General features: G+C 64.6%; 21 protein-coding genes. 15 read left to right on the plus strand and 6 right to left on the minus strand.

Translation table 11 applies throughout. From position 1 onward, the window contains the following. The first annotated feature begins 100 nt into the window (after positions 1-100). The 7 genes from EJ076_RS27225 to EJ076_RS27255 all read left to right on the plus strand — a co-directional run bounded on the left by EJ076_RS27225 (position 101) and on the right by EJ076_RS27255 (position 6,961). Complete coding sequence (locus EJ076_RS27225) at positions 101-865, plus strand: phytanoyl-CoA dioxygenase family protein (RefSeq protein ID WP_109661350.1); 765 nt, start codon at positions 101-103, stop codon at positions 863-865. 229 nt (positions 866-1,094) lie between these two features. Continuing rightward, on the plus strand, positions 1,095-2,117 hold the full coding sequence (locus tag EJ076_RS27230; protein ID WP_126069938.1) for an ABC transporter permease: 1,023 nt from the start codon (positions 1,095-1,097) through the stop codon (positions 2,115-2,117). A gap of 45 nt (positions 2,118-2,162) precedes the next feature. Beyond that, on the plus strand, positions 2,163-3,131 hold the full coding sequence (locus EJ076_RS27235) for a sugar ABC transporter substrate-binding protein (RefSeq protein WP_126069939.1): 969 nt from the start codon (positions 2,163-2,165) through the stop codon (positions 3,129-3,131). Between the two features lie 54 nt (positions 3,132-3,185). Continuing rightward, a complete protein-coding gene (locus EJ076_RS27240) occupies positions 3,186-4,697 on the plus strand; it encodes a sugar ABC transporter ATP-binding protein (RefSeq protein WP_126069940.1) in 1,512 nt (503 codons plus the stop codon). 11 nt (positions 4,698-4,708) lie between these two features. After that, positions 4,709-5,671 (plus strand): ribokinase, encoded by a 963-nt coding sequence (locus EJ076_RS27245; protein WP_245462895.1) that lies wholly within the window; start codon positions 4,709-4,711, stop codon positions 5,669-5,671. After that, on the plus strand, positions 5,668-6,129 hold the full coding sequence (gene rbsD, locus EJ076_RS27250; RefSeq protein WP_109661348.1) for a D-ribose pyranase: 462 nt from the start codon (positions 5,668-5,670) through the stop codon (positions 6,127-6,129). Before EJ076_RS27245 ends, rbsD begins: the two co-directional genes overlap by 4 nt. A gap of 1 nt (position 6,130) precedes the next feature. Beyond that, positions 6,131-6,961, plus strand: coding sequence for a 3-methyl-2-oxobutanoate hydroxymethyltransferase (locus tag EJ076_RS27255; RefSeq protein WP_126069942.1), 831 nt, complete (start codon positions 6,131-6,133; stop codon positions 6,959-6,961). A 28-nt stretch (positions 6,962-6,989) separates the two neighbouring features. On the opposite strand, the gene EJ076_RS27260 is transcribed toward EJ076_RS27255, so the two are convergent. Continuing rightward, positions 6,990-7,898 (minus strand): LysR family transcriptional regulator, encoded by a 909-nt coding sequence (locus EJ076_RS27260; protein ID WP_126069943.1) that lies wholly within the window; start codon positions 7,896-7,898, stop codon positions 6,990-6,992. A 112-nt stretch (positions 7,899-8,010) separates the two neighbouring features. On the opposite strand from EJ076_RS27260, the gene EJ076_RS27265 reads away from it, so the two are divergent. The 3 genes from EJ076_RS27265 (at position 8,011) to EJ076_RS27275 (ending at position 11,497) form a co-directional block, all read left to right on the plus strand. After that, positions 8,011-9,225: an MFS transporter gene (locus tag EJ076_RS27265; RefSeq protein WP_126071154.1), complete on the plus strand. Its 1,215-nt coding sequence runs from the start codon at positions 8,011-8,013 to the stop codon at positions 9,223-9,225. Between the two features lie 110 nt (positions 9,226-9,335). Next, positions 9,336-10,028 (plus strand): DUF2270 domain-containing protein, encoded by a 693-nt coding sequence (locus EJ076_RS27270; RefSeq protein WP_109660299.1) that lies wholly within the window; start codon positions 9,336-9,338, stop codon positions 10,026-10,028. A 158-nt stretch (positions 10,029-10,186) separates the two neighbouring features. Continuing rightward, positions 10,187-11,497, plus strand: a complete 1,311-nt coding sequence (locus tag EJ076_RS27275) for a DUF763 domain-containing protein (RefSeq protein WP_245462896.1) — start codon at positions 10,187-10,189, stop codon at positions 11,495-11,497. A 29-nt stretch (positions 11,498-11,526) separates the two neighbouring features. On the opposite strand, the gene EJ076_RS27280 is transcribed toward EJ076_RS27275, so the two are convergent. Beyond that, the gene (locus EJ076_RS27280) at positions 11,527-11,670 is read right to left on the minus strand and encodes a hypothetical protein (protein WP_109661345.1); all 144 of its coding nucleotides are present in this window, start codon (positions 11,668-11,670) and stop codon (positions 11,527-11,529) included. Positions 11,671-11,970: 300 nt separating this feature from the next. Here EJ076_RS27280 and EJ076_RS27285 point away from each other — a divergent pair, with 300 nt between their 5' ends. The 4 genes from EJ076_RS27285 to EJ076_RS27300 all read left to right on the plus strand — a co-directional run bounded on the left by EJ076_RS27285 (position 11,971) and on the right by EJ076_RS27300 (position 14,844). After that, positions 11,971-12,414 carry an SRPBCC family protein gene (locus EJ076_RS27285; RefSeq protein WP_126069944.1) on the plus strand — a complete coding sequence of 148 codons (444 nt, stop codon included), beginning with the start codon at positions 11,971-11,973 and terminating at the stop codon, positions 12,412-12,414. Positions 12,415-12,527: 113 nt separating this feature from the next. Further along, on the plus strand, positions 12,528-12,983 hold the full coding sequence (locus tag EJ076_RS27290) for a hypothetical protein (protein ID WP_109660295.1): 456 nt from the start codon (positions 12,528-12,530) through the stop codon (positions 12,981-12,983). Between the two features lie 48 nt (positions 12,984-13,031). Next, complete coding sequence (locus tag EJ076_RS27295; protein ID WP_109660293.1) at positions 13,032-14,180, plus strand: amidohydrolase; 1,149 nt, start codon at positions 13,032-13,034, stop codon at positions 14,178-14,180. A gap of 181 nt (positions 14,181-14,361) precedes the next feature. After that, complete coding sequence (locus EJ076_RS27300) at positions 14,362-14,844, plus strand: VOC family protein (RefSeq protein WP_126069945.1); 483 nt, start codon at positions 14,362-14,364, stop codon at positions 14,842-14,844. A gap of 7 nt (positions 14,845-14,851) precedes the next feature. Here EJ076_RS27300 and EJ076_RS27305 read toward each other — a convergent pair whose 3' ends face one another. Next, the gene (locus EJ076_RS27305) at positions 14,852-15,784 is read right to left on the minus strand and encodes a sigma-70 family RNA polymerase sigma factor (protein WP_126069946.1); all 933 of its coding nucleotides are present in this window, start codon (positions 15,782-15,784) and stop codon (positions 14,852-14,854) included. Then, positions 15,781-16,539: an SDR family oxidoreductase gene (locus EJ076_RS27310; RefSeq protein ID WP_109660286.1), complete on the minus strand. Its 759-nt coding sequence runs from the start codon at positions 16,537-16,539 to the stop codon at positions 15,781-15,783. Before EJ076_RS27310 ends, EJ076_RS27305 begins: the two co-directional genes overlap by 4 nt. Positions 16,540-16,710: 171 nt before the next feature. On the opposite strand from EJ076_RS27310, the gene EJ076_RS27315 reads away from it, so the two are divergent. Then, on the plus strand, positions 16,711-16,992 hold the full coding sequence (locus tag EJ076_RS27315; protein WP_245462897.1) for a hypothetical protein: 282 nt from the start codon (positions 16,711-16,713) through the stop codon (positions 16,990-16,992). A 29-nt stretch (positions 16,993-17,021) separates the two neighbouring features. Here EJ076_RS27315 and EJ076_RS27320 read toward each other — a convergent pair whose 3' ends face one another. Beyond that, on the minus strand, positions 17,022-18,023 hold the full coding sequence (locus tag EJ076_RS27320; RefSeq protein ID WP_126069947.1) for an NADP-dependent oxidoreductase: 1,002 nt from the start codon (positions 18,021-18,023) through the stop codon (positions 17,022-17,024). 61 nt (positions 18,024-18,084) lie between these two features. Next, a complete protein-coding gene (locus tag EJ076_RS27325; protein ID WP_126069948.1) occupies positions 18,085-18,897 on the minus strand; it encodes an oxidoreductase in 813 nt (270 codons plus the stop codon). Positions 18,898-18,916 lie beyond the last annotated feature (19 nt).

Genomic DNA, 18,916 nt, shown 5'->3' on the forward strand with positions numbered 1-18,916 from the left:
GGACGGGATTTCGGCGGGTAGTGGCCGGATCCCCCAAGTTTTGCGGGCTTTCCAGGCGCCTTGCGCCAGCGGCGGCCCGATGGACCAGGGAGGCAAGACGATGTTGGCGATGACCAAGCAGGAAACCGAGCTCTACGCCCGTGACGGGTACATTATCCGCAGGGGACTGCTGAGCGTCGCGGAAGTGGAGGATTTCCGAGACCACGCCCGCAAGCAGCTCGAAGCGGAGAACAAGAGCGGCGCCGTGATGGCCAAGGGCGACAAGGAAGGCAAGACCACTCTTCTCAAGATGTGGACCAAGGCCGAGGACGACAAATACGGCCTTCTCGCCCGCGACGAGCGCATGGTCGATCTGGCCGAGGCCGCCGTCGGCAAGCCGATCTACCTCTACAGCCACAAGATGACGATGAAGCAGCCCAATGAGGGCGGCGCCTGGGAATGGCACCAGGATTTCGGCTACTGGTACAATTACGGCTGCTTGGCGCCCGAGATGATGAGCATCTATGTCGCGCTCGACAAGGCGACCCGCGAGAACGGCTGCCTGCAGGTGCTGAAAGGCACGCACAAGCTCGGCCGTCTCAACCATATCAGAGAGAACGACCAGACCAATGTCGAGCAGGAACATCTGGACGCGGCGCTGAAACGCTTCGAGCACATCTATGTCGAGATGGAAGCCGGCGACGCCCTGATCTTCGACGGCAATCTGCTGCACCGCTCCGATGCCAACCGTTCGGACACCTATCGCTGGGGCTACATCTGTTCCTACAACGCCGTCGAGAACGCGCCGTTCAAGAAGGTGCGCGACTACGGAAATTTTGACGAGATGCACAAGGTGCCGGCCGGCTCCTTCCGCAAGGCGTCCTGACGCTGCAAATACAGGGTGTGGCGGTCAGCCCACGCCCGACCATGATCCAGGGAGCCGCAACCGGACTCCCGAAAAATCATGGCCGAACAGGAAGATAGAGCCTGATCCTGAATCAGTTCGGGACCGGCTCCAAGTCAACGGCCCGCGCATGAGCTCGGCTCGGGTCGATGAAACGGAGGAGTGGCCACGCTGGTGAGGACCGGCTGGCCGCACGCAGGGAGGATGCTGTATGGCCGATGCGGTCAGGACCGGCGCGCGCGCGCCAGCCACGGACCGATTCACGATGGCGCGGCTGTTGCGGGCGCGCGAGGCAGGCGTGTTCATCGCGCTGCTCGTGCTGTGCCTGTTTTTGTCCTTCGCCACCGATGGATTCCTGACATCGCTGAACCTGCTCAATGTCGGGCGCCAGATCTCCTTGCTCGGGATCATGGCGGTCGGCATGACGTTCGTGCTGATCGCCGGCGAGGTCGACCTGTCGGTCGGCTCGACCTACGCATTCTCCGGCCTCGCCACAGGCATGCTGATCATTGCCGGCTGGACGCTGCTGCCGGCGATCGGCGTCGGCTTGCTCACCGGCGTCGCCATCGGCCTCATCAACGGCGTGCTTTCCACCTATGGCCGCCTGCCCTCGCTGATCGCCACGCTCGGCATGCTCTCCATCGTACGTGGTGCGGCCCTCATCCTGACCAACGGCCAGCCGGTGACGGTCAACGCCCGCAACGGCGCGTTGCCGGAAGTGCTGCAGACCTTCTCCTTCATCGGCCAGGGCTACCTGTTCACCATCATCCCGATGCAGCTGGTGTTCTTCGTCATCGTCGCGGTGCTGGCCTGGATTGTGCTGTCCTTCTCCAATTTCGGCTTCCGCGTCTATGCCGTCGGCGGCAGCGCCAAGGCCGCGCGGGTCTCCGGCATCTCCGTCAACAAGGTCAAGATATCAGCCTTCATCCTGATGGGCGTGCTCGCCGCGCTTGCCGGCATTCTGGGCCTCGCCTTCCTGCCCTCCAGCCAGGCCGGACGCACCGGGCTCGGCCTGGAGCTCGACGTCATCGCTGCCACCATCGTCGGCGGCGCCTCGCTGTCGGGCGGCGAAGGCACCATCCTCGGCACCATTCTGGGCGTGCTGATCATCGGCGTGATGCGCAACGGGCTGGTGCTGCTGGGCGTATCGCCCTTCGTGCAGGAACTGATGATCGGCCTGGTCATCATCATCGCGGTCGGCATCGACAAATGGAGCACGCGCCGGACGGGTTAAGTGCAGAAAACAGAAGCAATCAGAACCAAAAAGGGAGGACTATCCATGAACATCAGACACGTCATTCTCGCAGCCATGCTCGGTCTGTTTCCACTGTCGGCGCACGCCGAATCCAAGCTCGCCGATTTTACGCTGGCGCCGCGCATCAAGGCCAAGATCGATGCCGGGCAGCCGCTAGACATCTACGTTTCCTACCATGACGTCTCCAACGAATTCGCGCCGTTCATGAAGGCCGGCGTCGAGCGCGCCGCCAAGGAGGACAAGGTCGGCGCCCAGTTCATCGGCCCGGTCGGCGCCGATGCCGACGGCCAGATCTCGGAGATCGAGACGCTGATGGGCAAGATGGACGGGCTGGCGATCTCCTCCGTCTCCACCGACGCGCTGGCGCCGGTGATCGATCGCGTCATCGCCGCCGGCATCCCGGTCGTCACCTTCAACACCGACAATCCGGAGAGCAAGCGCCTCGCCTTCGCTGGCCAGGATCTCGTCCAGTCCGGCCGCGAGGCCGGCAAGCTGATGGCCAAGGTGCTGGGCGGCAAGGGCAAGGTGATGATCACCACCATCGACGCCGCCGCGCAGTGGTCGCTCGACCGCGAGAAGGGCGCGCGCGAGGCGCTGAAGGCCGAACCCGGCATCGAGGTGGTCTCGACGCTCAACACCGGCACCGACCCGCAGAAGATCTACGCGGCGATCGAGAACGCCATGCTCGCCAATCCGTCGATATCAGGCGTCTTGTCGCTCGAATGCTGCTCGACGCCCGCCGCAGGCACGTGGGTCGAACGCAACAAGGCCGCAGACAAGGTCAAGGTGGTCGGCTTCGACCTGCTCGACCAGACGGTGCAGCTTGTCCAGGACGGCAATGTCAATGCTACGATCGACCAGGCGCCGGAGAAGCAGGGCTTTGCCGCGGTCGACCTGATCGTCCAATTCCTCAAGGGCCAGCCGATCAACAATGTCGACACCGGCGTCGGCATCTACACCAAGGAAAACATCGCCGAGGTGGCCAAGAAGTAACAAGCAAGCCGAGCAGGTTTGCCGATCGGGCAGACCTGCTCGGCCAGCCAGCCAATGACAGAGCAACAGACCCCCATCGTCGAAATCTCCGGGCTGACCAAGCGGTTCCCCGGCGTGCTGGCGCTCGACCGCATTTCCGTCGGCTTCCGCGCCGGCGAGGTGCACGCCGTCATCGGCGAGAACGGCGCCGGCAAATCGACGCTGATGAACATCCTGGCCGGCGACCTGCAACCGGACGGCGGCGAAATCCGCATCGACGGCAGCCGCGCCACCATTGCCTCGCCGCTGGCCAGCCGCGCCGCCGGCATCACCGTGGTCTACCAGGAACTGGCGCTCTGCCCGACGCTGACCATCGCCGAGAACATCATGATGTCGGACATGGCGGCGCGCTCGTCGCTGTCCTTCGTGCCGCGCGACCAGATGCGGCGCGAGGCGCGCGCGGCACTGACCCGGCTCGGCATGGGCGCGCTCGATCCCGACACGAAAGTGTCGCGCCTGTCGGTGGCCGAGATGCAGCTGGTCGAGATCGCTGGCGCCATCCGCCAGCGCGCCCGCGTGCTGGTGCTCGACGAACCCAATTCGGCGCTGTCCAAGCGCGAGAGCGAGCGGCTGTTCGAGATCGTCAGGCAATTGCGCGGCGAAGGCGTCACCGTCATCTATGTGTCGCATCATCTCAAGGAAGTGCTCGACCTTGCCGACCGCATCACCGTGATGCGCGACGGACGCACCATCGAGACCATCGACAATGACGGTGTGTCGGAAGACCGGCTGATCCGCGCCATGGTCGGCCGCGACCTCGACACGGCGGCGCAATGGTCGCTGCAACCTGAAGCGCGGTCGGACGCTGCTACCATCGTACTCGCCGTCGAGATGCTGACCGCGCCGGGGCTGGACAGGCTGAGCTTTCATGCCCGCGCCGGCGAAATCCTCGGCATTGGCGGCCTGCCGGATTCCGGCAAGGACATGCTGGGCGAGGCGCTGTTCGGCCTGTGCCAGCGCAGCGGCCGCGTCACCATAGACGGCAAGGAATTGCGCGCCGCCGACCCGCAGGCCTCGATCCGCAACGGCATGGCATTGGTGCCGGCCGACCGCCGCGGCGCCGGCGCGCTGTTGTCGATGAGCGTCGCCAACAATGTCGTCTCGGCCTCGCTGCCGCGCTTCTCGATGGCCGGCTTCATGCGGCGTGGTGCCGTGCGCCGCGAGGCCCGCGCGCAGGTCGCCCGGCTCGACGCGCGCATTTCACATCTCGGCCAAAAGCTGGCGACCTTGTCGGGCGGCAACCAGCAGAAGATCATCCTTGGGCGCAGCCTGGTCACCAACCCGCGCGTGCTGGTGCTGCACGAGCCGACGCGCGGCGTCGATGTCGGCGCCAAGGCCGAAATCTACGCCATCCTGCGCGGCATCGCCGGCGAAGGCGTGGCGGTGGTGATGATCTCGTCGGAGATTCCCGAATTGATCATGAACGCCGAACGCGTTCTGGTGCTGCGCAATGGCGGCATATCAGGCGAGCTGACCGGAGCCGGCATCAACGAGGAAGCGATCCTGGCACGCGCCATGGCGTCCTGAACGAGGCATTGATGAGCACACCCAAGACCGCACCCAGAATTACCATCGTAGGCAGTTTCGCGGTCGGCCTGACCATGCGGGCGCCAAAACTGCCGATCTTCGGCGAGACGATGCTCGGCACCGACTTCGACATGGGCGCCGGCGGCAAGGGCTCCAACCAGGCGGTGGCCACCGCAAGGCTCGGCGCGCGCTCGGCGCTGGTCGCCATCATCGGCACCGACAAGCTCGCCGGCATTGCCACCGACCTCTATGCCGCCGAGGGCGTCGATGCGAGCCTGGTCACGACGAGAACCGAACGCGCCACCGGCGTCGGCTTCATCATCCTCAACGACAAGGGTGAGAACTTCATCATCCTCGACATGGGCGCCAACGAGCTGATGGATGCGGCGACTGTCGACGCGGCCGAAGAGCGCATTGCGCAAAGCGACGTCGTCATGACCGTGCTCGAAGTGCCGATCGCGGCCGCCGCCCGCGCCATGCAGCTTGGCCGCAAGCATGGCGCCCGCACCATCCTCAATCCGGCACCCGCGCGCCAGCTGCCCGACGCGATCTTCGCCAATGTCGATTACCTCACCCCCAACGAGAGCGAATTGCGCATCCTGCTCGGCCTGCCGGCCGACGATCCGCGCTCCTCGCGCGAGCTTGCCGGCGAATTGCGCCGGCGCGGCGTGCGCAACGTGGTGGTCACTTTGGGCCGCAGCGGCGCCCTGATCCTCACCGACGAACTCGACATCATGGTGCCAGCCGTGCCCGTCGCCGTGGTCGACACCACCGGTGCCGGCGACGCGTTCAATTCCGGCTTCGCCGTGGCGCTGGCCGAAGGCCGCGACATCGTTGACGCGGTCCGCTTCGGCGTCGTCTGCGGCGGCATCGCCTGCACCCGGCTCGGCGTCATTCCGGGCCTGCCCGAGCGGGCACAGGCCGACGCGCTGTTCGCCGAAGCTCTCAAGACAACATGGAAGGAAATGAGATGAACCGAAACCGGCTGCTCAACGCCGAACTGGCGCACGCCATCGCCTCGATGGGCCATGGCGATTTGATGATCGTCTGCGATGCGGGCTTTCCGATCCCGTCGAGCGCCTGGCGCATCGACCTCGCCATCTCGCCCGACGTGCCGGATCTCGAAACCGTGCTGGCGCCGATCGCCGCCAACCTGATCGCCGAGCGCGTCGGCTATGCCGACACGCTGCCGGTGCACAATGCGCCGCTGCTGGCCAAGCTGAAGCGGCTGTTCCCCGACGCCGATTTCGAGACCACGACGCACGAGACCATCCTTGGCGAGATGGCGGCCAAGGCCAAGGTCATCGTGCGCACCGGCGCCTTCGACCCGTGGGGCAACATCCTGCTTTATTCCGGCGTCGATGTGCCCGCATGGTTCTCCAAGCCCGGCGTCGTCGCGCCGGACTACTATGCCAAGAAGCTGAAGGGCTGAGATGGCGCGCATCTTCGACTTCGGCGGCCGCGAGGTCGAGCGCAGCGTGACGGTCGCGAGCCTGCGCGCGCTGAAGGGCAGCGGGCGGCACGCCGCCCAGGTGACGGCCGAAACCGCCGAGGAGGCAGCTGCGGCCGAGGCCGCCGGCATCGAGATGGTGGTCTGCCGCGCCGCCAACGTGTCCCGCGTGCGCGAAGGATCGCGCCGCGTCTTCGTCACCGCCGCACTCGGCTTCGCCGATGCGGTGACACCAGACGAAATCCTGCGCACCGCCTTCTCCGCCATCACGGCGGGCGCCGACGCCGTCATCACCGGGCGCGGTCTCGATACCGTGCGCATGCTCGCCAACGAACAGATCCCCGTCATGGGCCATCTCGGTTTCGTGCCGCGCAAATCCACCTGGGTCGGCGGCATCCGGGCGGTCGGCAAGACCGCCGCCGAGGCGCTCGAATTGTGGGACCGTTTTCGCCGACTGGAAGATGCCGGCGCCTTCGCCGTCGAATGCGAGATCATCGCGGCTGACGTGATGGCCGAGATCAACCGCCGTACCTCGCTGGTCACCGTGTCGCTCGGCTCGGGCGCGGAGGCCGACGTGATCTTCCTGTTCACTTCGGACATCTGCGGCGAGAGCGGCCGCCTGCCGCGCCATGCACGCGCCTGGGGCAATCTGGCCGTACTGCAAAAGGCAGTGAGGGACGCGCGCGTCGAAGCTTTGTCGGGCTTCCGCAACGAGGTCGCGAGCGGCAGCTATCCCGCCGACGCCGAAGTCGCCGGCATCGCGCAGGCCGAGCTTGACGATTTTCGCGAGCGGCTGGAGACGGAACGGGACTAGACGGTCCTAGCGCTACCCCACCCCCACTCTACGACACCAGCGGCATCGGCACCTCGAGCCCTTCGATCAGCGCGTCGCGAAACAGCGCGATCGGGCGGCTCAGCCGGCCGGCCGGCGGGCGGTGCAGCAGCCAGGCGCGCACTTGCGGCTTGAAGTCCGGGCAATCGATGACTTCCACCCTGTCGCGCCAGCGGCTGTCGGCGAAGGCACCCGGCGTGACGATGCCGATGCCGTGGCCGCGCGCCACCAGCGACATTCTGAGATCGACGCTGAGCGCCTCCACCCCGACCTGGAACGGCAGCCTGACGGCCTCGAAACTCTGGCGGATGAAAGCGCGAAAACCACAGCCGTTCTCGTTCATCACCCAGGGAAAGCGCGACAGCGAGGCAAGATCGACGGGCTTCGGCACACCGAGGCCAGGTGATGCGACCAGCAGCACCGACTGCACGCCGAGATCGTCGCAGACCAGTTCGTCGGGCGGCGCCAAACCCTCGGCGAGGCACACCGCCACCGCGTCGAGTTCGCTGCGCGCCACCTGCTCCACCAGCCTTGGCGACCAGCCGGAGGTGATGCGCAGCGTCAGCTGCGGAAAGGCAGCGCGCAGGCTATCGAGCGGCAGCGCCAGCGCGGCATCGGAGAGATAGGGCATGATGCCCAGGCGGAACTCGCCCTTGACCTCGCCTTGCGGCGACACGCCGGCCCTGAGATCCTCGAGCGAACGTAGCACGCGCCGGCCGTGCTCATAGGCCTCACGGCCGGAGGCGGTCGGCTTCAGCGGCTTCGACTGGCGGTCGAGCAGCGCGGTGGCCAACCCGTCCTCGAGGTTCTGGATGCGGCGCGTCACGCCCGGCTGGGTGAGGTTGAGCCTTGCCGAGGCACCGACGATCGAGCCGGTCTCCACCACGGCGATGAAGGCTTCGAGGTCGTGGATATTCATGCGTATCTCGCATAATCATTATCGAATTGATTGAATTGTAGCATGATAATGCTTTGGCATAAAGTCCTCGCACGACATGCAAATCCCTGAGGACTCAATGCTCGATACCCCAATGCTCGACACCAATGACGGCCGGATGGCCGGGCCGGCTGTGACCATCACCGGCCCGCAGACGCTGCTGTTTGCCACCGCGGTCGGCATCATCGTCACCAATTTGTTCGCCCCACAGACGCTGGTCGGCCTGATCGGGCCATCGCTCGGCGCCAGTGCCGCGAGCGTCGGCTTCGTCGCCATGGCCACCCTGCTCGGCTATGCCGCCGGCCTGTTCTTCCTGGTGCCGCTCGCCGACCTCGCCGAAAACCGCACCCTGATCCTGCGCATGCTGGCCGCGGCGGCATTGGCGGCTGGCGTCGCCACAACGGCGCCCACCGCCGGCTCGCTGCTGATTGTCCTGTTCGTCCTCGGGGCTGCCTGTTCGGCGATCCAGATCCTGGTGCCGATCGCCGCCTCGATGGCGCCGCCCGGGCAGGCCGGCCGCGTCATCGGCGATGTCATGAGCGGGCTGATGGTCGGCATCCTTTTGGCGCGGCCGCTGGCCAGCCTGATTGCCGATGCCTGGGGCTGGCGGGCTTTTTATGGCATCAGCGCCGCGGCCCTGGTCGTACTGGCTTGCGTGCTTGCCTTCACCTTGCCGCGACGACGGCCGGCAGCGAGATCCTCCTATGGAGCGCTGATCGCTTCACTGTTCGACCTGCTGCGCGACGAGCCGGTGCTGCGGCGCCGCGCGCTGACGGCGGCGCTGGTGATGGCGGCCTTCAGCCTGTTCTGGACGGCGGTGGCGCTGCGCCTCGCGCAGCCGCCTTTCGACCTCGGCCAGCGCGGCATCGCGCTGTTCGCACTGGTCGGCGCAGGCGGCGCGATAGTGACACCGCTGTTTGGCCGCGCCGGCGACCGCGGCTGGACGCGGTCCGCAACCATCGCCTGCCATCTCGTGCTGATCGGCGCGATGGGGCTCGCCGCCTGGGCCGGCTCGGCTGAATCCGGAACCGGATGGTCTCTAGCGCTGATGGGTGTCAGCGCCGTGCTGCTCGACATCGGCGTGACCGGCGACCAGACGCTTGGCCGCCGCGCCATCAACCTGCTGCAGCCGAAAGCGCGCGGCCGCCTCAACGGCCTCTTCGTCGGCATCTTCTTCATCGGCGGCGCCGTCGGTTCGATGCTCGCCGGCATCGCCTGGGCCTCAGGCAGCTGGCCTGAGGTCTGCGCCATCGCCGCCGCCTTCGGCTTTGCCGCCCTCCTGGTCGACTGGATCGGCGGGCCGGAGTGACAGGCCGGACCAGGCCTGCGAACGCGCCAGGATGTCGAAATCTCCCCGGCCATTCCGACGCTGCGGAACGAGATCAAATCTGATGCGTTTTATTCGGTTGGGAGGAAGCCATGAACGATGCGCCGGCAACGCCCATCGGCAGGCCGCTTTCGTCAGGCGAACTGGTCACCGTGATGTCGCATTTCCACCGCGCCGAGATCGCCCGCATGGCCGGTTGGCGCGACCGCCTCGACCGTACGAGCAATTGGGCGATCACCGTTGTCGCCGCCATGTTGTCAGTGTCGCTGTCAACGGCCAGTGCCCATCACGGCGTGCTGCTTTTCGCCATGCTGCTGGTGCTCCTTCTGTTGTGGATCGAGGCGCGTCGCTACCGGTTCTTCGATGTCTATCGCGCCCGCGTGCGCCAGTTCGAGCGCCACTATTTCGCTCAGATCTTCTCGCCGCAGCCGGACTTCGCTTCTGACTGGCTGCTGATCGTCGGCGAAAGCCTGCGCGCGCCGAAATTCCTGGTCTCGCAAAGGGTGGCGCTGGCGCGGCGTCTGCGCCGCAACTACATGCACATGATGCTGATTCTGCTCCTCGCCTGGATCCTCAAACTGTCGACGCCGAGCCTGATCGATCAAGCTGTGCCGGTCGGCTTCGTCGGCACATTGCGCGAGGCCGTCAGCGCCGCTGCCCTCGGTCCCATTCCGGGCGCAGTCATTGTCGCCGTGGTTGCGCTCCTCTACGTTGGCCTCCTGGTGGCTGCCTTCCTGACGCCTGGCGACGACGGCGAACTCTCCTTCGGCGACGTCCATGTTTAGAAAGAGCCGGTTGAAGAAAATCATTGTCAGACAGTGAGATAAAGCCCCGACTTGATTCAGGTTCTGAATCGGCGTTTGCGCATCCGCTCGCAAATCGTCGCCCTGATGCCATCTCTATCCGAGGCTGCCGGTGACCGACTCACCGGCCGGAGGTATCAGTGACGCAGCGAAGCGGCAGCGCCGACCTGCCGCTGCATGGCGGGCGGGTTCCGAAATGGCTGGGCGATCGCATGACGCGCCTGGGCGCGGTGCTGTGCGAAGCCATCATCCACCACTATGGCCGCGACGAGTTGCTGCGCCGGCTGGCGCATCCGTTCTGGTTCCAGTCCTTCGGTGCGGTGATGGGCATGGACTGGCATTCCTCCGGCATCACCACCAGCGTGATCGGCGCGCTGAAGCGCGGGCTGACACCGCTGTCGGGCGAACTCGGCATCCATGTCTGCGGCGGGCGCGGCACCCATTCGCGCAAGACGCCGCATGAACTCGAAGCGATCGGCGAGCGTGTCGGCTTCGACGGCAAGGCTCTGGCCACGGCCAGCCGGCTGGTCGCCAAGGTCGACAGCGCCGCCGTGCAGGACGGCTTCGATCTCTATCTGCACGGCTTCATCGTCACCGATGACAGCCATTGGGTGGTCGTCCAGCAAGGCATGAACGGCGACAGCAAGCTGGCGCGCCGCTACCACTGGCTCTCGGAGGGCTTGAAAAGTTTCGTCGACGAGCCGCATGCGGCCATCGAGGGCGAGCGGCAGGGCGAGATCGTCAACCTCACCGATCACCGCGCCGAGGCCTCGCGCAGCGGCCAACTGGACCTATTGCGCCAGCTCGGTCCCGATAGCATCGTGCGCGAGTTTGCCGCCATCGAACCATCGGCAAAGCCGCAATCCGCCCAGCCGATGCTGCCCAATCTGATCATGCCGGCCCACCATGATGTGCGCGAAAGCGATATCGTCATGCGCCGCCTGCACGGCAACATTTCCGCGGCGATCGAAAGCGGCCCGGCGGATTTTCCCGAATTGCTGCTGGTACCGGGCGTCGGCGCGCGAACGGTGCGGGCACTGGCGATGGTGGCCGAGGTCGTGCATGGCGCGCCGTGCCACTTCTCCGATCCGGCACGGTTCTCGCTGGCGCATGGCGGCAAGGACCGGCATCCCTTTCCGGTGCCGCTGAAGGTCTATGACGAGACCATCGCGGTGATGAAATCGGCGGTCCGCAAGGCAAAGCTCGGCAATGAGGAGGAACTCGGCGCCTTGCAACGGCTGGACGGCCAGGCGCGACTGCTGGAACGCTATGTCACCGGGCCGAGCCTGAAGGAGATCGTCGCCGGCGAGTTCGACCTGTCGCACCAGCTCGGCGGCCGCAGCGTCTTCGGCTGGGAACCGCCTCCCGCCGACGCTCCGGCGCCGTCCCAAGACTTTGTCCGCGACGGTTTTGCCGGCAGCCCCCAAGGCACAGGCGGCAAGCAACATTAGACATTAGTGGATGGTTTGCACCACCGGCCCTAGATGCCGAAGAACTGCTTGCCGATCATGTAGCCCAGCGCCGCCACGACCAACGGAAACAGCGCCGGTGCGGCCTTGCTGAACACAGAGGCTTTGACGTCCTTTGGCGGCATGTAACGTGCGTTGCCGAGATTCTTGGTCATGGCGTACCCCGCGGTCTTCATTAGCGAATACTGATTAACAGCATGGCCGCATTAACGGCTTGCAAAGAAATTAGATCGAATAGCCGACCATTGCCTGCCTGTCCCCTGACCCAATGCCCGGCAACCAAAGGAAAAACAGCGCTCGGCGGGAGCCGGATGGCTCGTCCCGTATTGTGGCGCTCGGGGGCATGAATGCCGTCATGCCGCGCCGGTCGTTAAAAAATCCGAGAGCCTATGTCGGACCGACCACGCCTCGTTCGTCCTTGGGGTACTGTAGGCAATCATGAAAGGATACAGGATATGCCCGGCACCGTACGTTTGCATCGCGTTCTGACGACCAGCCCGGAGAAGGTCTATCGCGCCTTCGTTGAAGCGGACGCACTGGCCAAGTGGCTTCCGCCGAACGGCTTCACCTGCACGGTCCATCACCTCGAGGCAAAGGTCGGCGGCACGTTCAAGATGTCCTTCCGCAACTTCACCACCGGCGACAGCCATTCCTTCGGCGGCGAGTATCTCGAACTGGTTCCGGCCGAGCGCCTGCTCTACACCGACAGGTTCGACGATCCCAATCTGCCCGGCGAGATCCGGGTGACCATAGTCTTGAAAAAGGTGTCGGTCGGCACCGAGATTGACATCACCCAGGCCGGCATTCCGGACGTCATTCCGGTCGAGGCCTGCTATCTCGGCTGGCAGGAGTCGCTCCGAAACCTGGCAAAGCTCGTCGAACCCGAGATCAATCAATAAGCAATCTAGACACAGCTCGCAGCGGCGTCGGCCTCTGCGAGCCGTGTTGCATCGAGGGCCTTGACCGGGCGATCGCGCACGTGAAATCCTTCCGGTGAAAGGGAGGATTTTCCATGCGACATCTGTTGGTTGTGCTGTCCGCCTTGATCCTGCCGACAGCGGCGCAAGCGAGTACGATCTACTACGGCAACAAGGTGGGAATGGAACTCACCATCGTCAAAAAGACAGGCATCGGCTCCACCCACGCCGGCATCCTGGCCAAACACAGCAGGCAGAAGGCGCGCGTCTACTGCCGCGAATATGGCCATGATTTCTCCGAGGATTGCATTGCCGCGGAAATGAAGGCGCCCCTGCACTTCGAGATCATCGCCAACTGCAAGACCGGCAAATTCACCACCTTCTATGGCGCCAACATGCTGTTCCAGGGCCGCAACAAGGGCACGGATGTGACGACGGACTATCTGATAACCGATACGGATGAGAACGTCTTGCTCGATGGCTCCGGCGCCTCGTCATACGATGTTACGCTGGACCAGTTCAAAGCGCTCTGCCCCAATCGCGTACGCTAGAAGCGTTTGCGACACTGTGCCGATCGGAGCAAACGGAGGCCGAAACGCGTGACCCTGACCAACCGAGACATTGTCGAGTTGACCACGTGGCGGCGTAAGCTGCACCAGCAGCCGGAAATCTCCAACGAGGAGGAGAAGACGGCAAAAGAGGTCGTCGACTTCCTCGCCGATACCGGGCCGGACAAAGTGCTCACCGGATTGGGCGGGCACGGCGTGGCGGCCATATACGACAGCGGTAAGGCAGGGCCGACGGTGCTGTTCCGCTCGGAACTCGATGCCTTGCCGATCGAAGAGCTTTCAGGCGTGCCGCATTCCTCGCGGGTGCCGGGCAAGTCGCATATGTGCGGCCATGACGGACACACTGCGATCCTGGCGTCCCTTGGCCGTCAGCTCGGGCGCGACAGGCCTGCAAGCGGCCGCGTCGTGCTGATGTTCCAGCCGGCGGAGGAAACCGGCAATGGCGCAGCCGGCGTAGTCGCCGATCCGCGCTTCACCGAGATCGCGCCGGATTTCGCTTTCTCGCTGCACAATCTGCCCGGCGTGCCGTTGGGCGAAGTTCGGGTCAAAACCGGCGTCGTCAACTGCGCTTCACGCGGCATGCGCATCGTGCTGGAGGGCAAGACCGCGCATTCGTCCATGCCCGAGACCGGCACCTCGCCGATGCTGGCGATCAGTGAGTTGATGCCGGCGCTCCCTGCGCTCGGCAGCGGAACCTTCGCCGATGACGACTTCTCCATGGTGACCGTCACCCATGCCGCGATGGGCGAAGCCGTGTACGGCATCGCACCGGCGCATGCCGAGGTTTGGGCGACGCTGCGGACCCGGCGCGACGAGCGCATGGCAAACCTGTGCACTGCTGCTGAAGCGCTGGTCACGAAGATCGCCGGCCAGCATGGTCTTTCCGCTCGTTGGGACTATCACGAGATCTTCGTCGCCAGCGTCAACGCGCCGGATGCGGTGGAGCACCTGCAACGCGCGCTCGACGAAGAGGGCGTCGTGCACGGCGAAGAAGCCCTGCCGATGCGCGCCTCGGAGGATTTCGGCCTGTTCGGCCACAGCGCTTCGTCGGCAATGTTCTTCCTCGGTGCAGGCGAGCGGCACCCTGCATTGCACAATCCGGACTACGACTTTCCCGACGACCTGATCCCGATCGGCTCAAAGATCTTCATGCGCACCGCACGCAATCTTCTGGGCTGACGTCTGCCAGATCAACTCTGACGCCGAAAACACCATTCCGCCAAGGGACGCAAAGCGGTCAGCCGCGCTTGTCGGCTTGCTTGCGCAAGGGTGGAGAAAAGCGGTTGGCGACCTATTTCGGAAGAGCGCGTAGGCGGGACACAAGGACGGAGATCCGGCTTCAGATCGAAAGGAACACGCAATGCCAAAGACGCCAAAGAACACGATTTGCCTCTGGTTCGACAAGGACGCCGAGGCTGCGGCTCACTTCTACGCAAAGACCTTTCCCGACACCAAGGTGAGCGCCGTTCACCGTGCGCCGAGTGATTTTCCGTCCGGCAAGAAGGGCGACGTGTTGACGGTGGAATTCACCGTTGCCGGCATTCCCTGCATCGGATTGAACGGCGGCTCCGCGTTCAAGCAAAGCGAGGCCTTCTCGTTCCAGATCGCCACCGACGATCAGCAGGAAACCGACCGCTACTGGAATGCCATTGTCGGCAATGGTGGCCAGGAGAGCGCGTGCGGCTGGTGCAAGGACAGATGGGGCGTGTCCTGGCAAATCACACCGCGCATGCTGACCGAGGCGATGGCGGCCGGCGGCGACGAAGCCAGGCGCGCGTTTGAAGCGATGATGGACATGAGGAAGATCGACGTCGCGGCGATTGACGCGGCCCGACGCGGCTGATGCTCCCTCAGCGCCCGGTGCCGCGACCGAAAGATCCGGCGTCCCTGGCCAGCACCAGTTCCGCATCCTCAGCGATATAGCTGACATAGCGATAGTCGCGGATGAAGCTGATCCGCCCCTCCCGCCACTCCAGCCGCATGAAATGATGGGGCTTCGGGTCGGTCTGGTTTTCGAACACCGCGATCACCTCGCGGCCCTCGAGCCATGCCGGCGTCAGCCATACGCGATCGCTCCTGGCGTAGATCGTGAAAAACATGCCGACGTCGGCGGCGCCCGAGCGCGGCGGATGCAAGGACTGATGAAGTCTGACGTCGTCGGCAAGCAGCGCGCGCAAGCCGTCCCAGTCGCGCTGGTTGAACAGGGTCGCATAGCGAACCACGGCGGCGGATGCGATGCGCGCGTCGGGAAGCGCCGCGGCAGTGGCATTGATCTGCCGAAGCCGGGCGCGGCTGCGCGCCAGATGCCCCTTCACCGCATCGACCGTGATGTCCAGCAGAGCGGCGATCTCGGTCAGCGGCTCGTCGAGAACATCTTTGAGGATGATGACGCTGCGCTGGAGAACCGGAAGCTCCGCAAAGCGCGACACGGCGGTCTGTACAGCTTGCCTGCGCATCAGCGTCTCCACCGGGTCGGCTTTGGTGTCGGCAATCTCAAGCGCCGCCTCGATGGGCTCAGCGACGCGGATCGCACGGCTGCGCAGCAGGTCCAGCGCGCGGTTGTGGGCGATCCGGAACAGCCAGGGCCGCAACTGCGGCACCTCGCACAGCTCGTCCAGCGCAACGAAGGCCCGGGCAAAGGTGTCCTGCACGACATCCTCGCCGTCGATGACCGATCCCATCAGACGCGCGCAGTAGCGGTGCAGCTCCGGCCGCAGCGCGGCGGCAAGGGCAAGCAGCCCTTCCTGTCGGTCGCGGTCCACGGCAGGTTCTCGCTCGCTCAAGCCGCTGCGCCCTCCATCACGGTCACGCCCGCATCGCCGTTGAGGCCGAAGACGACGCCCTCGGCATATTGCGGGTCTTCGAGCACTGAAACCACCCTGTCGCCGAACGCCCTGGGCGGCATCGGCGCGCCGAAGCGGGTGACGAATTGTTCCGGCGTAATGCCCATCGAGCCTGCATAGGCGTTGGCTGCGGCATCGCCGGTTCCGGTACCGAGGATCATCTGCCGCGGTACGATCGCCTGGAAGCGGATGCCGAGCTTCTTTTCCTGCGCAACACCATTGGCATATTTGGCCATGAACCAGAGCATGCGCTTGGAGCCGCCATAACCACCCGACATCTGCGATCCGGTGACGGCAGCACCGCTTGATCCCACCAGCACCCGGCTGCCCGGCTTGAGCGGCAGGTTGAGCGCCGCCTGCAGCCAGTAGAGCCCCGCCTTGACGTCGGTTTCCCAGGCAATGGAGAAATCCTCCCACTTCAGCTGATCCAGCCGCCCCATCCGAGGCGTAGCGCCAGCGTTCAGCACCACGATGTCAGGGCGGACTTCGCCAAGAATGCGATAGGCCGCGTCCTCGTCCGTGACGTCGGCTGAGATGGTGGCGACCCCGAGCCGCGCACCGACCGCCTCCAGCGCCTCGGCGCCGCGGGCAACGACAGTCACGCTGGCGCCCTGTTCGACCAGCGCTTCGACCAGTCCGAGGCCAAGCCCACGGCTGCCACCGGTGACCACGATTTTCTTGTCCTTGAGGCTCATCGACCCTGCTCCGTTGCTTCACTGTAGCTAAGACGTTTGAGGGCAGGGAAAAGAGTCAGCGTTGCAGTGAGGCTCGGACGTAGCGCAGCGCCTGGCAGGCATGGTCACCACCGCAGCGACAGCGTTGTAGGCCCGACTGGATCGCTCCGCCTGCCACGGGCGGTGCCCGCCATGGCTGGAACCAATCCGATCAGCGGCGGTTTACTCAAGGAAGGGACCGGAACTCCAAAGGACTCTGGACAGATGATTGAAATTCACAGCATCGAAACGGCCAACGCCAGACTGCGCATAAGACGAGCTGAAAACTCTCTCAAGCGCGCGAATGACTTGCTGGACGAGGAAGCTGGCGTCGCCCTTAATCTCGCATTGTGCGGCCGGATAAGGGCCGCGCAAAGGCGCCTCATCGAGGCCAGGGCACGCCTGACAACGATCGATCCTACCGGGACGAATTGATCCATGACATCGAAGATGTGACAGGGATCCTACCTGACCTTGATGACCACCTTGCCCTTGGCGCGTCCTGTTTCGACGTAGGCCAGAGCCTCATTGGTCGCTTCGAAGGGAAAGACCCGATCGACAACCGGGCGGATCGCACCGGATTCGATGAGCGACGCGATCTTGCTCAGCTGCTCACCCTGCGCCCACATGAAAAGGAACGAGAACTTCACGCCACGGCGCCTGGCCCTGGCCCGGATTCCACGGCTCAGAAAGCGCAGCACCAGCCTCAGCGCCACGTTCAGTCCCTGCTTCCTGGCAAATTCCGGGTCAGGTGGACCGGAGATGGAGATGAGCTTGCCACCCGGTTTCAGCACATTCAGGGATTTTTCAAGCGTTTTGGCGTCCTGGCTGTTCAAGACGACGTCGTAGCCCGACAGGACTTTCTCAAAGTCGTCTTTCCTGTAGTCGACGATAACATCGGCGCCGAGCCCCCTGACCAGACCGGCACTTGCCGCGCTGGCGGTGGTCGCAACCGTCGCGCCGAGGTGCTTGGCCAGCTGGATGGCGAATGTCCCCACGCCGCCGGAGCCAGCTTGGATGAAGACCTTTTGCCCTTTCGTCAGATTGGCCCTATCGATGAGCGCCTGCCAGGCGGTCAGGCCGACCAGCGGGATCGAGGCCGCCTCTTCCATACTGAGGTTCACAGGCTTCAAGGCCACGTCGGCTTCATCCATGGCGATGAATTCGGCGAACGTCCCGATGCGGCCGTCGCGCGGCCGCGCATAGACGTCGTCGCCGAGTTTGAATTTGCGGACTTTCGATCCCACGCGGACAACCCTCCCGGCTACGTCGTGACCCAGGATGAAGGGCCGGCGATAGGGAAGGATCAGCTTGAACTCTCCGGTTTTGACCTTGGAATCGAGCAGGTTCACCGCCGCGGCGTAAACCTCGACCAGGACATCGCTGTCCCCGAGTTCCGGCTCCGGCATCTCAGCCAGCCGCAGAGTGCCCTTCTTGTTATACTTATCAACGACGTATGCCTTCATGGCAGTGACTTTCTCAAAGTGATTTTGGCGTGTCGCATGTGCGTTAAATCCCCTCTGTCATTCAAACCGGCAGGCGGAACTGTTTGCGCAGGCTCTTGTCGAATATCGCCGCGGGGGCAAAACGGCGCAGTAGGCTGACCTGGCGCGCTGCCTTGCCGGCGGTGTAGCGCCGCCGCGGGCGGGCATCGGCCGCTGCCTTGACGACCACCTGCGCCACCACTTCCGGCCGGTCGGCTACAGGCATCACATCGCGAAGGAGCGCTTCGAGTCCGGCTCGAGCCTGATCGTATTCCTTCAACAGCGAATCCGGCTGGATTCCGTTCTGGTCGAAGACGGTGCGAACGAATGCCGGCTCGATGACCGAGACGCGGATATTGAACGCACGAACCTCGTGGTCGAGCGATTCCGAATAGCCCTCGAGCGCGTGCTTGACCGCCGAATAATGCGCTGAATACGGCCCCGGCACGAGGCCCAACACCGAGCCGATGTTGATGATGCGCCCTTCGCCACGCCGCCGCATCGACGGCAACACGGCATTGGTCATGCGGATGACACCGAACAGGTTGACGTCGAACAGGGCCTGCACCTGCGCGATCGAGAATTCCTCGGCGCCTCCAAGCAGGCCGACGCCGGCATTGTTGACCAGGAGGTCGATCCGGCCGGTCTGCGAGAGCACCGTCGAAACGAGTGCGGCAACCGCGTCACCGTCGGTCACGTCGCAAACCAGCATGGTCACCCCGTCCGGGCCGTTGCTGGCCTTGCGGCTCGTTCCAAAGACAGTGAAGCCTGCCCGCGCCAGTGCCTCGGCGCTGGCGCGGCCGATGCCCGAGGAGGCGCCGGTCACGACAGCGGTTCTTCCGGAATTCATATTCATTTCGTCCTCCAAAATCATG

This window comes from Mesorhizobium sp. M7D.F.Ca.US.005.01.1.1 (assembly GCF_003952545.1).
GTDB classification, from domain to species: Bacteria; Pseudomonadota; Alphaproteobacteria; order Rhizobiales; family Rhizobiaceae; genus Mesorhizobium; species Mesorhizobium loti.